Origin of the sequence: Agarivorans sp. Z349TD_8, from assembly GCF_050870825.2 — a bacterium.
Lineage (GTDB): Bacteria > Pseudomonadota > Gammaproteobacteria > Enterobacterales > Celerinatantimonadaceae > Agarivorans.
Genome location: NZ_CP194037.2, coordinates 3,457,936 through 3,471,180 on the forward strand (window position 1 = coordinate 3,457,936; position 13,245 = coordinate 3,471,180).

The 13,245-nt window shown below is 43.9% G+C and carries 13 protein-coding genes, 1 tRNA gene and 1 riboswitch; of the genes, 11 read left to right on the forward strand and 3 right to left on the reverse strand.

The window, feature by feature from the left end:
* The first annotated feature begins 136 nt into the window (after positions 1 to 136).
* From ACRRS1_RS15570 to ACRRS1_RS15590, 5 genes are all read left to right on the forward strand, one after another.
* Positions 137 to 970 (forward strand): SDR family oxidoreductase, encoded by an 834-nt coding sequence (locus tag ACRRS1_RS15570; protein WP_432452275.1) that lies wholly within the window; start codon positions 137 to 139, stop codon positions 968 to 970.
* A gap of 44 nt (positions 971 to 1,014) precedes the next feature.
* On the forward strand, positions 1,015 to 1,890 hold the full coding sequence (locus ACRRS1_RS15575) for a TraB/GumN family protein (RefSeq protein ID WP_432452274.1): 876 nt from the start codon (positions 1,015 to 1,017) through the stop codon (positions 1,888 to 1,890).
* 68 nt (positions 1,891 to 1,958) lie between these two features.
* The gene (locus tag ACRRS1_RS15580) at positions 1,959 to 2,102 is read left to right on the forward strand and encodes a DUF3149 domain-containing protein (protein WP_432452273.1); all 144 of its coding nucleotides are present in this window, start codon (positions 1,959 to 1,961) and stop codon (positions 2,100 to 2,102) included.
* 72 nt (positions 2,103 to 2,174) lie between these two features.
* Complete coding sequence (gene smrA / locus ACRRS1_RS15585) at positions 2,175 to 2,750, forward strand: DNA endonuclease SmrA (RefSeq protein WP_432452272.1); 576 nt, start codon at positions 2,175 to 2,177, stop codon at positions 2,748 to 2,750.
* A gap of 24 nt (positions 2,751 to 2,774) precedes the next feature.
* A complete protein-coding gene (locus tag ACRRS1_RS15590; RefSeq protein WP_432452271.1) occupies positions 2,775 to 4,262 on the forward strand; it encodes a carboxypeptidase M32 in 1,488 nt (495 codons plus the stop codon).
* A 188-nt stretch (positions 4,263 to 4,450) separates the two neighbouring features.
* Here the strand turns inward: ACRRS1_RS15590 and ACRRS1_RS15595 are convergent, their stop codons facing one another.
* The gene (locus ACRRS1_RS15595) at positions 4,451 to 4,780 is read right to left on the reverse strand and encodes a hypothetical protein (protein WP_432452270.1); all 330 of its coding nucleotides are present in this window, start codon (positions 4,778 to 4,780) and stop codon (positions 4,451 to 4,453) included.
* Between the two features lie 223 nt (positions 4,781 to 5,003).
* Here ACRRS1_RS15595 and ACRRS1_RS15600 point away from each other — a divergent pair, with 223 nt between their 5' ends.
* The gene (locus ACRRS1_RS15600) at positions 5,004 to 6,101 is read left to right on the forward strand and encodes a ketoacyl-ACP synthase III (RefSeq protein WP_432459832.1); all 1,098 of its coding nucleotides are present in this window, start codon (positions 5,004 to 5,006) and stop codon (positions 6,099 to 6,101) included.
* A gap of 157 nt (positions 6,102 to 6,258) precedes the next feature.
* Here the strand turns inward: ACRRS1_RS15600 and cobT are convergent, their stop codons facing one another.
* On the reverse strand, positions 6,259 to 7,299 hold the full coding sequence (cobT, locus tag ACRRS1_RS15605) for a nicotinate-nucleotide--dimethylbenzimidazole phosphoribosyltransferase (protein WP_432452268.1): 1,041 nt from the start codon (positions 7,297 to 7,299) through the stop codon (positions 6,259 to 6,261).
* Positions 7,300 to 7,596: 297 nt separating this feature from the next.
* Between cobT and ACRRS1_RS15610 the strand changes: the two genes are divergently transcribed.
* Together ACRRS1_RS15610 and purU are read left to right on the forward strand one after the other, a co-directional pair.
* Positions 7,597 to 8,058, forward strand: coding sequence for a YchJ family protein (locus ACRRS1_RS15610; protein WP_432452267.1), 462 nt, complete (start codon positions 7,597 to 7,599; stop codon positions 8,056 to 8,058).
* Between the two features lie 28 nt (positions 8,059 to 8,086).
* Positions 8,087 to 8,923 carry a formyltetrahydrofolate deformylase gene (gene purU / locus ACRRS1_RS15615; protein WP_432452266.1) on the forward strand — a complete coding sequence of 279 codons (837 nt, stop codon included), beginning with the start codon at positions 8,087 to 8,089 and terminating at the stop codon, positions 8,921 to 8,923.
* Here the strand turns inward: purU and ACRRS1_RS15620 are convergent.
* Entirely contained in the window at positions 8,920 to 9,450 is a 531-nt protein-coding gene (locus ACRRS1_RS15620) for a VC2046/SO_2500 family protein (protein ID WP_432452265.1), read from the reverse strand. The two genes, purU and ACRRS1_RS15620, sit on opposite strands and share 4 nt — an antisense overlap.
* Positions 9,451 to 9,614: 164 nt before the next feature.
* Here ACRRS1_RS15620 and ACRRS1_RS15625 point away from each other — a divergent pair.
* The 3 genes from ACRRS1_RS15625 to ACRRS1_RS15635 all read left to right on the forward strand — a co-directional run bounded on the left by ACRRS1_RS15625 (position 9,615) and on the right by ACRRS1_RS15635 (position 13,112).
* A tRNA-Tyr gene (locus ACRRS1_RS15625) sits at positions 9,615 to 9,698 on the forward strand.
* A 381-nt stretch (positions 9,699 to 10,079) separates the two neighbouring features.
* Positions 10,080 to 10,166, reverse strand: a riboswitch (cyclic di-GMP riboswitch).
* Between the two features lie 168 nt (positions 10,167 to 10,334).
* On the forward strand, positions 10,335 to 11,990 hold the full coding sequence (locus tag ACRRS1_RS15630; protein ID WP_432452264.1) for a response regulator: 1,656 nt from the start codon (positions 10,335 to 10,337) through the stop codon (positions 11,988 to 11,990).
* A 141-nt stretch (positions 11,991 to 12,131) separates the two neighbouring features.
* Positions 12,132 to 13,112, forward strand: a complete 981-nt coding sequence (locus ACRRS1_RS15635; RefSeq protein WP_432452263.1) for an ion channel — start codon at positions 12,132 to 12,134, stop codon at positions 13,110 to 13,112.
* Positions 13,113 to 13,245 lie beyond the last annotated feature (133 nt).

Genomic DNA, 13,245 nt, shown 5'->3' on the forward strand with positions numbered 1-13,245 from the left:
CAAACATGATTTAAAAGTCGACCGAAAGACATTTCATCTTTAGTAGGCGACCAATTGCTCCAAAGCCAAGCTGCCAAGGATCTGCCAATTGTATATCTATCCAAGCGTAAATCTTTCAACAATAAGCAGGCAAGACATGAAACCAGAGCAAGCAAGCATTTTGATTACCGGCTGTAGTAGTGGCATTGGTTTATATTGCGCTCAACAACTACCAAAGCATAACTATCACGTCATCGCATCTTGTCGCTATTTATCCGATGTTATACGACTCCAAGAGATGGGCTTAAACTGTATACAATTAGATTTAGCCTGTCAGCAATCCATCGAACAAGGCTGGCAACAAGCCTTAAAAATGGCTAACGGAAAGATAAGCTACCTGTTTAACAATGGTGCCTACGGACAACCCGGAGCGCTAGAAGATCTGCCCACTGAAGCACTGCGCCAGCAGTTTGAAATCAATTTGTTTGGTTGGCATCATCTGAGCCGCTTAGTGATTGCTCATATGCTTGAGCGACAACAAGGACGAATTATCCAGAATAGCTCGGTGCTAGGGCTCGTAGCAATGAAGTATCGTGGCGCTTACAACGCCAGTAAATTCGCCCTAGAAGGGTACACAGATACCCTGCGCCTAGAATTAGCCGATACGCCAATTAAGATAAGCCTGATCGAACCAGGACCGATTATCAGTTCATTTAGAAAAAATGCCAAAATTGCCTTCGAGCAATCAATCAAACTAGAGCAAAGTCGCCACCAAGCAGCTTACCAACATACCTTAAAACGTCTCGGCCAAGAAGGAGCTAGCTCTCGCTTTACCTTACCTGCTAGCGCTGTATTTAACGCACTACTGCATGCCCTAGAAGCGCCAAGCCCGAAAGTTCGCTACTATGTGACCTCCCCCACTCATCTGTTTGCTTTATTGCGTCGTTGTTTACCAGTCACTTGGCTCGATGCAATACTCAGAAAAAGTTAAGTACGCATGATAAAATGGCTTACCTTTTCAATAACGGATTTATTATGTCAACTTGGATAAAGCGTTTAGGTTCGCTGTTACTAATCCTTTCGAGTACTCAGCTGGCTGCTGAGCCTTCACTCTGGGTGGCCAGTAAAGCACAACAACGCCTCTATTTGTTCGGCTCGATCCATTTAGGTAGCGAGCAGTTTTATCCACTACCTGCAGCATTTATCGATGCCTTTAAGCACAGCCAACAACTGATCATCGAAACTGATATCACAAAGCTAAGCGCGAGTGATCAGCAAATGCTGAACACCAGAACACTGCAACCGGCTAATCGCAGCCTCAACGATGATTTAAGCCCTCATTATCAGCAACTGTTAAAGCAACGTAGCCAACAACTAGGTATTTCCGAAACACTATTTAGCAATATGCGAGCTTGGTATGCCGCCATTGTACTCAGCCAATTGCAAATGCAAGCCTTAGGTTTTAAACCTGAGCTTGGACTTGATCTTCACTTCATCGAACAAGCAAAACAACGATACAAGCCAATTATCGCACTTGAGACTTTTGAACAACAATTGGAAGCTTTAAGCAGCCTTGAGAGTATTCAAATTCCTCTCTTACAGCAAACTCTCGATGAATTCGAACAGGTTCCTCAGATGTTCAATCAACTCGTGGAATACTGGAACAAAGGGGATAACCAACAACTATTTGCGCTGCTTGGTGAAGATCCAATGTTCCAACAAGAAGCCGAAATGGTGATCAATAAATTACTCTACCAGCGAAACCAGCAATGGCTGCAACAACTCACCGAACTCAATAACACCAGTTTTGTCGTCGTTGGTGCCATGCATCTATATGGCGAACAAGGCTTACTCAGTAATTTAGAACAACAAGGTTATGTAATTCGTGAAGTTGATCCAAACACAGATTGATCACTATCAATTTGGCTAATATTCAACCAAGTTATGCTCAGGTGACCTCATAAGAAGGAATCTTTAGCATGGATCTTTGGTTAGACTTACTGTTTGGTAATAGCATTGGTTTAATGTCTATTTCGGTGATCGCGATTACAATTGGTTTGATGATTTTTTATACTTATTATTTCCTAAAAAAAATCAGCCAAAGCGAACCACCACAAAAATAAGCGAACGCAGCGGTTGCGCCGCTGCATGCTCTCATCTATAAAGAAGGGACTTCGTTGTTCAGGAGTTCTTTTATGTCTGAAGAATTTGATCTATTTCAGCAAGAAGTTGCTGGAATCAAGCCCTTAAAGCAAGACGCCATCATCGGCAGTAGTGCAACTTTAGATTCCGCCGCAAAGCAGGCTCGTCAATTAGCAGCCCAACAACAGGCAGCGAGTCATCAAGATTACCTTTCACTGGAACAGGTTAAACTATTACGCCCCGACGATCCCGTCAGTTACAAAAAATCTGGACTACAGCAAGGTGTATTCAAGAAGCTCCGTTTGGGCAAATATGAAATCCAAGCCAAGTTAGATTTACACAAACTTCGCCTTGAGCAAGCGCGTAACGAAATTATAAGTTTCATCAAACAGTGCCAGCAATTAAACATTCGTAGCGCATTAATCATTACCGGCAAAGGCGCAAATAGCCAACCACCAGCATTACTAAAAAGCTACGTGAGTGGCTGGCTACCGCAAATTGAATCGGTATTAGCGATACATAGTGCTCAGGCCATACATGGTGGCAGCGGTGCCATCTACGTACTGCTGAAAAAAAGTGAATTACAAAAACTCGATAACCGCGAACGTCATGCTCGCCGAATCCGTTAAATTCACATCGACCAAGGAATAATTATGACAAAGCCCAACGCTTACCAACAACTCTGCCAGCACTTTCAACATCTATCTAAGCTCGCGCATTTAAATGCTATCTGTAGCTGGGATCAAGCGACAATGATGCCTAATGGTGGAAATCAAGCCCGTGCCGAAGCACTGGCAGAACTCGCCGTATTAATCCATCAAAAGTCCACCCATTCAGCAATGCCAGAATGGCTAGAACAAGCCAAACAACTAAACCTAAATCCGCAACAACAGGCCTCGTTACGAGAAATGAAACGTCATTGGCAACAGCAAACTGCCCTCCCCAGCGATCTCGTCAAAGCAAAATCTTTGGCAACCGCACATTGCGAACACGCTTGGCGTGAACAGCGTGGCAACAACGACTGGAAGGCCTTTCAGATTAACCTACAAGCGGTGATGCAATTAGCCATTGAAGAAGCGCAGATCAGAGCCGATAAAACTGGGTTAAGCCCTTATGATGCGATGCTTGATCTCTACGAACCCGGCATGCAAATGCAGCGTTTGGATAAAATATTTGGTGAGTTACACGCCTGGCTCCCCCAACTGATCCAACAGGTCGTCGAACAACAAAAAAGTTGGCCCGCGCTTCAGCTCAATGCGCCCTTTGCCAGTGATAAACAAAAGCAACTCGGCTTAGCAGTGATGAAGAAGCTGCAATTCGATTTTAATCATGGTCGCCTCGATGTGAGTACTCACCCCTTCTGTGGTGGAGTCCCTCAGGATGTTCGAATTACCACCCGTTACGAAGAACAAGACTTTACTCGCTCGCTGATGGGAATAGTGCATGAGACGGGTCATGCTCGCTATGAGCAAAATCTACCTTTAGATTTCCTCGATCTACCAGTGGGTCAGGCCCGCTCAATGGGCATTCATGAAAGCCAAAGCCTATTCTTTGAAATGCAATTGGGTCGCAGTCAGGCATTTATTGAACAACTACTCCCCTTAGTCAATCAGCATTTGTGCCATCAGCAGCCAATGCGCTTAAGCGAGCTCAAACAACACTACCTTAAGGTACAGCCCGGTTATATTCGAGTTGACGCCGATGAAGTGACCTATCCTGCACACATCATGTTGCGCTACGAATTAGAACGAGACCTGATTACCCAAAAAATTACCGTGGCTGATATCCCGGAGTTATGGGATCTCAAAATGCAACAGTATTTAGGACTATCTACACAAGGCAATTACCAAGATGGCTGCATGCAAGACGTGCATTGGCCTGCTGGTTTAATCGGCTATTTTCCGTCCTACTCACTCGGTGCAATGTATGCTGCACAATTTCACACAGCGCTGGTGAAACAACATCCGGAGGTACCCGCTCAAGTTCAAACCGGTAATTACGATACGGTCTTTGCCTGGTTACAAAAAAACATCTGGTCACAAGCCAGTTTCTACCCAAGCGATGAACTAGTCAGCCGCGCCACTGGCGAAAACTTAAATAGCCAGTATTTTAAACAACACCTTCAAGCTCGTTATTTATAATAGTTGTGACGGCAGCTCGACAATACGGTTCACTGCAAGCTTAATAAATGCAAGCAAGCGATTGTTTACGTGAATGAAATTATTAATAAAACAAAAGCTTGCGAGCATTAACAAGACGACTAGTCGCTCACCATAAGTCGCATCAAGCATATTTATCGTGAGCGTTCCCCCAAACTAGGGCTGAACACTCATGAGTGTCCTACCTCATCCGCATCGAGTAATAACCATTCCTCGCTCCTTAAGGGAACTGGGGCTCTCACTTCGCAAATGTCACTCAATGGCCAAATAAACATCTCAGCGAAAAACACGGCTATATCATCCAGCTCACCATTTACCGCGACTTTTTTAAGTAGCGGCAAGGCCGCTATCTGTTCAGAAGCAAAAGCGAGCCGAGTCAAGGGATCGGCGCAGATATCAATGCTTAGTTCAAAATAGCGAGTAAGGTGATTAAAGCGCGAGCATTCAATTTTATCGTCGTTTGGGAATGCTGACGCGAATTGTTGACCTGTCACCGTCATATAAGACCTCAATCTAGTTATACCAGAGCTTATAAGCTATCCATGAGCCCAAACCAAGCAGTCAATTTGCCTACACTTAAGTCTGAAAAAATAGACTCAAACTGGGATATCTAGCTTAAGTCATAAAACCAACCAGTCAAGCTCAAGAATCAGACAATTTGGCTATTTAGCATGCATCAGGCATAATCCTTGGCACATTATAGTATGAGAGTTTCTAGCCTTTATGTATCACGCCGAAATTACCGGATGGGGCAAATGTATGCCTCCTGCACGTCTATCTAACCACGATTTAAGTACTTTTATCGACACATCCGATGAGTGGATAAGTAGCCGAACAGGTATTAAAGAGCGTTGTATATCGCATGTGGATATCGCCGAACTAGCTGCCAATGCAGGTTTGCAAGCTCTCGCTGCGGCAAACTTAGATGCAGCACAACTCGATGCAATTATCTTGTGTACCTGCACAGCTGGAACAACAGTGCCAAACAGTGCCAGTCGCGTGCAACAGCTACTACATGCCGATCAAGCGGCCGTGTTTGACATGAATGCTGCTTGTAGCGGTTTTGTTTACGGCCTACAAACTGCGGCGGCCTTAATTCAAACAGGAGCAATGCAAAGAATATTGTTAATTGGTGCCGAGCGCCTCAGTCAATTGCTCGATTGGACCAAGCGCGATACTGCTGTGTTATTCGGTGATGGTGCCGGAGCGGTGATCATCGAAGCCAATGATGATCCAGAAAAAGTTGGATTTTTAGCCGCTAAGTTAGGTTGTGACAGTGAAAAACGGGAAATTTTATCAATTGCGGATTTTGGTACCAACCGCAAACGTTTTAGCGGTGTAGATACCCTGTACAACTTCCAGTTTGAAGGGCCCGAAATCTTTAAACGTGCCGTAAAAGGTATGGGAGAAGCTGCCAGCAATGTCTTGGCTCAGGCACAAGTTGCTAATCATGAACTTAACTTCATCGTGCCTCATCAAGCCAATCTACGGATCATCGACGCTCTCGCCAAACGAATTGGCGCCCCCGATGAAAACATCATGATCAACATTGAAAAATACGGAAACACCTCAGCAGCAACGGTTCCTGTCGCCTTATGTGAAGCCTTAGAGCAAGGTCGAATTAAGCCCGGTGACAATGTCTTATTAGCAGCTTTTGGCGCAGGACTCACCTGGGGAGCGGCCGTTATTCGCTGGGGAAAACGAGTGACGCCAATCAAACAATCCACCGCCAGCCTGCCCGCTTGTAATCAAAGCGCCTTAGAACTGCTGGCCCCTGCCATCGAAGGTTGCCAACAGGCAAGGAAAGCACAACTCACTTAACTCAGCGCTTCCAGTGTTGCGGTCGAGCCAAGCCATATCAAGTCGACCGAGGATTGCTTTTCAATATTAACGACTTGCAGCAATGGCCATCGATTGATTTAAACCGATGGCCTAGATGTTCTCTGCATGCAAAATCAAGAATAGCCTTGGACCTTAGCTAGCCCTGCTGTTGGCTCACCCCTGCCGATTCAAATGAGGCCATTTGATTGAGAAAGGCGACAGCGGAACAAACCAAGGGATAAGCTAATACTGCGCCGCTCCCTTCACCTAAACGTAAGGACAATTCTAACAAGGCATGAGCATCCATCGCCTTCAATAAACGCTGATGTGCCTGTTCCGCGCTTTGGTGGCAAAACACCATATATTGTTTCACCAGAGGATTGATTTGATAAGCAACCAACGCTGCAGCTGAACAGATAAAACCATCCACCAAAATCACCATCCGCCGACTCGCGGCTTCAAGCATCGCCCCCACAATGGCCGCTATTTCTAAACCGCCAACCTTCGCCAACCATTGTTCGGCCGTATAATCTCCGCGATGATGGTTCATTGCTTGCTCTAATACCGCAACTTTATGTGCCAAACCTTGGTCATCTAAACCAGTGCCTCGTCCAACACAATCGCTAACCGGGAGTCCCAAACAACCAGCCATCAACGCGGCTGCACTGGCTGTGTTGGCGATCCCCATTTCACCGAAAGCCAATAAATTAGATCCCTCTAAGGCCGCTTGACGAACTCTAGCCACTCCAACCTCCATCGCCTGCTCCGATTGCGCTTGGGTCATCGCGTCTGAACTTAAAAAACTTTTTGTTCCAGCTGCCACTTTACAACACGCAACCCCCTCTTCTGAAAGTAATTGGCTAACACCAACATCAACAATCTCAAAAGCAAAACCGTGCTGGCGACAAAATACATTAACCGCCGCACCCCCTTCCACAAAGTTTTGCACCATTTGCGCCGTCACAGCTTGTGGATAAGCACTCACCCCAGCTAAAGCAATCCCATGGTCGGCGGCAAATACAATCATTTTTGCGCGCTGGATCACAGGTTCAAGGGTCGACTGTATCAGGCCTAACTGACAAGCTAATGACTCCAATTGGCCCAAAGAACCTTGTGGCTTGGTCTTCAAATCAATCTTATTTTGCAGTGCCTCTGCCAAACCAAGCTGCAAAGGCTCAATTACAAATTTAGTACGCAAATTCAATTCCCTAGCAATCATAATACCTCGTTTAAGCTTAACTCGTTTAAGCCTTAGCTTTAACCAAAACATGTATTTATCAAAGATTAACTTGTCCCTAAGCAAGCCAGCCATAGATCGCAGATGAAGGCTTAAAAAAAAACGATTTACAATACAAGTTTTCACTTTCTATTGCTCGACATCTCAAAGTCACCGCCTAAAAGAAAGCCGCTAACGAACGAACTCTAAGCAATTTTCAGCTGTGTTATTGCCAACTTCTTGCTACACTTCGCCCTCAGTCAAATTAGAGGTTCCAGAGTGTTAGTTTGCCCTTGCGGTAGCGGCTTGAACTTTGTTCAATGTTGTCAACCCTATATCAGCGGCTTATCAAGCCCGACTCATTGTGAGCAACTAATGCGTTCCCGCTATAGTGCCTATACTCTGGGTGATGCGAACTACTTATGGCAAAGCCATCATCCGGACTTTCGTCCAAGTGAGCAGCCCTTAGCACTCAACGCCGAGGAAGCGACACAATGGGAGAAACTCGAAATTTTATTTAGTTGCGACCGACTCGATGGCAACAGCGGAATTGTGGAGTTTAAAGCTCATTTTCGCGAGCAAGGCCAACTTAATATTTTGCATGAACGCTCTAATTTCACAAAAATTGCTGAACATTGGTTTTATACCGATGGTGTATTTTCTCCTTCACCCTTGGCTCGCAATGCTGCGTGCCCCTGCGGGAGCGGGAAGAAACTGAAACAGTGCTGTAAAAAATCTTAACTTTAAAGCTGAATAAATCGAAAACACCATGGAAAGAAAAATTCTTTTAACCGAATGCCCAGATGCCAAAGGTTTAATCTCAACCATTACCAACATCTGTGCCAAGCATCAACTCAACATTATTAAAAATAACGAATTTGTCGATAATGAAGTGGGACGTTTCTTCATGCGTACCGAGTTAGAAGGCTATTTTAACGACCAAACTTTGCTCGCTGATTTAGACAATGCACTACCTATTGGCAGCGCCCGTCGTTTAGTCGGGGCCGGACGCAAGCGCATCGTGATCATGGTCACCAAAGAAGCACATTGCTTAGGCGATTTACTCATGAAAGCCGTATACGGTGATATGAATGTTGAAATTGCCGCAGTTGTAGGCAACTACGATATCCTACAAGCGCTCACTGAGAAATTTGACATCCCCTTCCATTACATTAGTCATGAAGGATTAAAACGTGAGCAACATGAACAGCTGATCATTGAAACTGTCCAACAATATCAACCCGACTATGTGGTACTCGCTAAATACATGCGGATCCTCACACCAACATTTGTCGAGGCGTTCAGCAATAAGATCTTAAACATTCATCACTCGTTCTTGCCAGCTTTCATTGGTGCTAAACCTTATAAACAAGCCTACGATAGAGGGGTTAAAATCATTGGCGCTACCGCTCACTTCGTGAATAACGATCTAGATGAAGGTCCTATCGTAGAGCAACACGTGATTCATATTGACCATACCTACAGCGCGCAAGAAATGGCAAAAGCTGGGCGAGATGTAGAAAAGTCGGTATTAAGTCGCGCCATGCAACAAGTGCTCGATGAGAAAGTATTTGTTTACGGGAATCGAACTGTAGTTTTTCGCTAATTATAATATTTAACTTTAAGCGGCTTCGAATAATCGAAGTTGCTTAGTACTTGATAAATTTCACTACCTTTTACTTCTACATCGGGTATGACTTGCAGTGGTTTACTAGCCGCGCCATGTTTTAACCGCGTCAGTAGACTCACGTTATTCATGACCTCTTCACGAACTCCATCGAGCGTATCGTCCGCGCAGGCGGCATAACCATTTAAGGCTTGCTCCAAACGAATCGTATCAATTGAGCCCTTTTGTAAATGCTGACTCCAATTCGCCTGCACTTCGAACTCATCAGCCTGAGCAATTAGAGGGCGAGCTTCACGAAGCTGCAATTGAGCTCGCAGATCTTGCTGTACTTGTTCGGCCGCAGGTTTTTGCATGGAAAATTGAGCCTGATCGCAAACGTTTTGGCTCAACATACTCAATAGCAGATGAAAATGAGCAAGATCACCCTGCTGAGAGCAACGATTAAGCGTATCGCCTAACTGCAACTCATCACACAAACTATGATTTCTTATCTGCTCAACTAACATTGCGCCCCCTTCTACTGATTACCTATATCGGTAGAAAGACACAAAACTTTAGTTCACATTCACGAAATGAACAGATATTAAGCAAACAGTCTTAAGCTATAAAATTTATCGCCTTTTTTACTTTACAGCTTAACAAGTTCTGGTAATATGCCGCTCCACAAGCAGGAGGGGTTCCCGAGTGGCCAAAGGGAACAGATTGTAAATCTGTCGCGAAAGCTTCGGTGGTTCGAATCCACCTCCCTCCACCATCTTGATAAAAAAAGACACTTTAGGTGTCTTTTTTTATGTCTTAAATTTAGCATCATGCTTGATAACCTCTCAGTAATGCCGAGCAAGTAATATGCTCACTAAGTTATGGCGATGCTGCACAACAATCAGGTTAACCTTCATTTTAACCGAACCCAAGTAAACCGCTCATGAATAGATTTTAAAATAAGACAGAAAATCAGTAGTTAGATTTGCAACAGAAGATAGAAGATAGAACGAGAAAATATTTAGGACTAAGCGCCAAACAAATACGCCAAGCTAACTTAGCTTGGCGTTCCAACCAAATACGGAAAGTAATAAACGGTAAATAGACTAACTCACTGAGAGGTTAAACAACAATGTTGTAAATAAAACCACTCAACTAAGGCGGTCCAGCCATCTTAAGAATATAATTCTCAAGATCTGTAACTTTCCGACCTTGGATCACTCCAAGTTTGGCTTTGACTCAGTGTTGACAAGCTAAAAAACTCATCAACGCCTTAATAGTAAATCAAGCACTGCTAGTTTGGCAAGGTTTTATAAATGATAAGCTTAAGCAGCTAGGCCGCTATACTTACACAGCTTCAACCTTGGCAAAGTTGTGCTAGGATATCGAAAAAGGATTAGATAACACGGTAATGGCAACGCAATACAACTATAGCGGAAAAAAAATACTCATCGTTGATGACCAGCGCGCTTTTCAAGTGATGCTTAAAGCCATGCTACAAAACTTTGGAGCAAGCGATGTCTATTTTGCGACAACTGGAGAAGCGGCCGTTAAAGCTTGCCGAAAACGAAAGTTCGACATTCTATTGGTGGATTATAATCTAGGTACAGGTAAAAACGGCGGACAATTACTAGAAGAGTTACGCGTCAGCAAACTACTCGAAGTGGATGCATTATTTTTTATTATTAGTGGTGATAATAATAAGAGTATGGTGCTCAGCGCACTTGAAATGGAACCTGACGAATTTATTACCAAACCATTTTCACAGTTTCAATTACACAATCGCTTAGCCAGAGCCCACCTGAAAAGACAGTCCTTACGTGATATTTATCACGCACTGGCCGATAAAAACTATAGCAAAGTAATTGAGCTATGTGACCAACAAATCGAGAAAGAGAGTCGTTACAGCAACTACTGTAAAAACTTAAAGGTAGAAGCACAAATTGCTTTAGGGGAATATGAAAACGCCAAACTAGCGTTAGAGGCGATCCTAAAAGAGCGAAAACAAACTTGGGCCAAAGCGACCTTAGGCCGGGTATATCTGCTACTCGATGAAAATAAAAAAGCAATTGATACGCTCAGCCGCTCCATCGCAGAAAGCCCACTGTTACTCACCGCATATGACTGGTTAGCTCGAGCCTACCGCGCTGAGGGAAATATCGAAAAAGCCCTGGAAACCGTGCTAAAAGCTTCTAAATTAGCCGTAAACAGCCTTGAACGCCAACAACTATTGGCCTCGCTAGCGATTGATGCTGGAGAACTGAGTTTAGCGAAAGAAACATTCTCAACTATTTTGCAATTGGCACGCCGCTCTATTCATCGGGGGCCACATCATTTATGTAACTATGTACGAAGTTTAATTGATGAAGCCCAAGGCGAAGAAGACCTATACCGTAAAAACCGCTTACTACAAGAAGTAAATTCAGTGCTGTTTCATGCCAGACGAGAAGAAGGCAAAGACGAAGACTTTAATTTCGATGCTTTCGAAGGGATCAGTCAAGCAAGAGTACACGCGACCAAAGGCGAATTAAACAAAGCTAAAAGACTCTTGTTTAGCAGCAATGATGGCCTACTCGACTCTCCGGAAAAAGTTGCGGTTGAGTTACTACCCGATACCTTCCTCACCTTAAATTCAGTGGGAGAGTTTGAATATGCAATGCCCTTTGCTGAAGAGTTAGAAAAACGCGATAATATTGATCCAATATCGCTATCCTCAGCACATAAAGTTTTAAAAGATGAGGACTTTGAACAGAAACTTGGGCTGTTTCGCGAATACAACAAAATGGGCATTGATGCCTACGAAGAACAACGTTATGACGAAGCGACAAGCCACTTTGACAAGGCCCTGCAGGTCGCACCGGGAAACACCGGGGCTATTCTCAATAAAATCCAAGCGATTTTGAAACAAATCAATCTCTCAGATAAGGGCGTCAGTGGGCAATTGCTAAACGATTGTAAAGTTACCATCAAATTACTCGATGGCTTGAAGCTCAACGAAAATCACGCCGAGCGTTACTCAACGCTAAAGAACGAATTTCAGCAGTTTGGTAGTAAAAACAAAAGTTAATATATTGTTTTTATTGAACAACTTTAGCATTTTCTATCAAGGTAGATCTCACAGCTCTAATTTTTGGCTTACACTTAAATAAGCAACCAACACTGGCTTGCTCACGACCTCAGAGCAAACATATCAAAGAAGGCGAATCAGATGGTTCGAAATAACCAATGTTCGTATCAAGATGACTCAGGGCTCCCTTGCCATGAAAAGGCCTTGAGCAATGGATTGTGTTTTTGGCACGATCCCAATGAAAATAAAACTGGCCCCGAAATTAAAGAACAACTAGAACGCTACGCCCAAAATGGCGGATTAATGCGTGGAATATGCCTTAAAAAAGCCCAACTATGCGATATCAATCTAGTCAAATACAACAGTAAACAAGGCTATGATATGACTGGTGCCGATCTTTATCGCTGTAACCTCAAAGCCGCCCACTTGTTTAATATTAACCTTCAGGGTGGCAGTTTAATGAAGGCAGACCTTCGCGACGCTAACCTTAATCACGCAAACCTAACTCAAACCAACCTGCTGGGTGCAAAAATGGAAGGTTGTAAGTGTGATAGCCTTAAGGTTGGAGCGCGTGTCATGCAAGAAAAGTTGGCCCTAACAGCGGAACAAAAGCAAGATATCGAGTTAATGAATGACTATTACCAGCAAGCAGAAGAAGTCTATCGAAGTTTACGTAAAAGTGCTGAGGCTGAAGGGCTGTTTACCACCGCAGGACATTTCTTACGTAAAGAACTCACCATGCGCCGTTATCAAATGCCTAAGTATTCCTATCCAAGAGCCATTTCAAAGCTAGTCGACTTAGTCTGCGGCTATGGTGAATTACCGATGCGAGTTATTTTTACTTCTCTGGCGATTATTTTTAGTAGTGCTCTGGTCTATCTGTTTACCGGCATCCATTTCAACGGCAATATTGTTACCTTTGATCTTAATCAAACAGCAACTCAAAACATGGTCGCCTTCTTTGAATGTTTGTATTACAGCGTCGTGACCTTCACGACTCTAGGTTATGGGGATTTTACCCCTGTAGGATTATCTCGTGTTTTTGCAGCAATAGAAGCCTTTAGCGGTAGCTTTATCATCGCCTTATTTGTTGTAGTATTTGTGAAGAAAATGACTCGCTAGCTCGCCATGAGCAGCATTATTTTCGGTGACTCGTGATGTATTTTAATCAACACTTCAGTTAAAGTTGAAGATTCACCTCAGCGCTATAGCCGTAGGCAGTATCTTTAAACTGGTCGCTATTGCGAACCGCCCC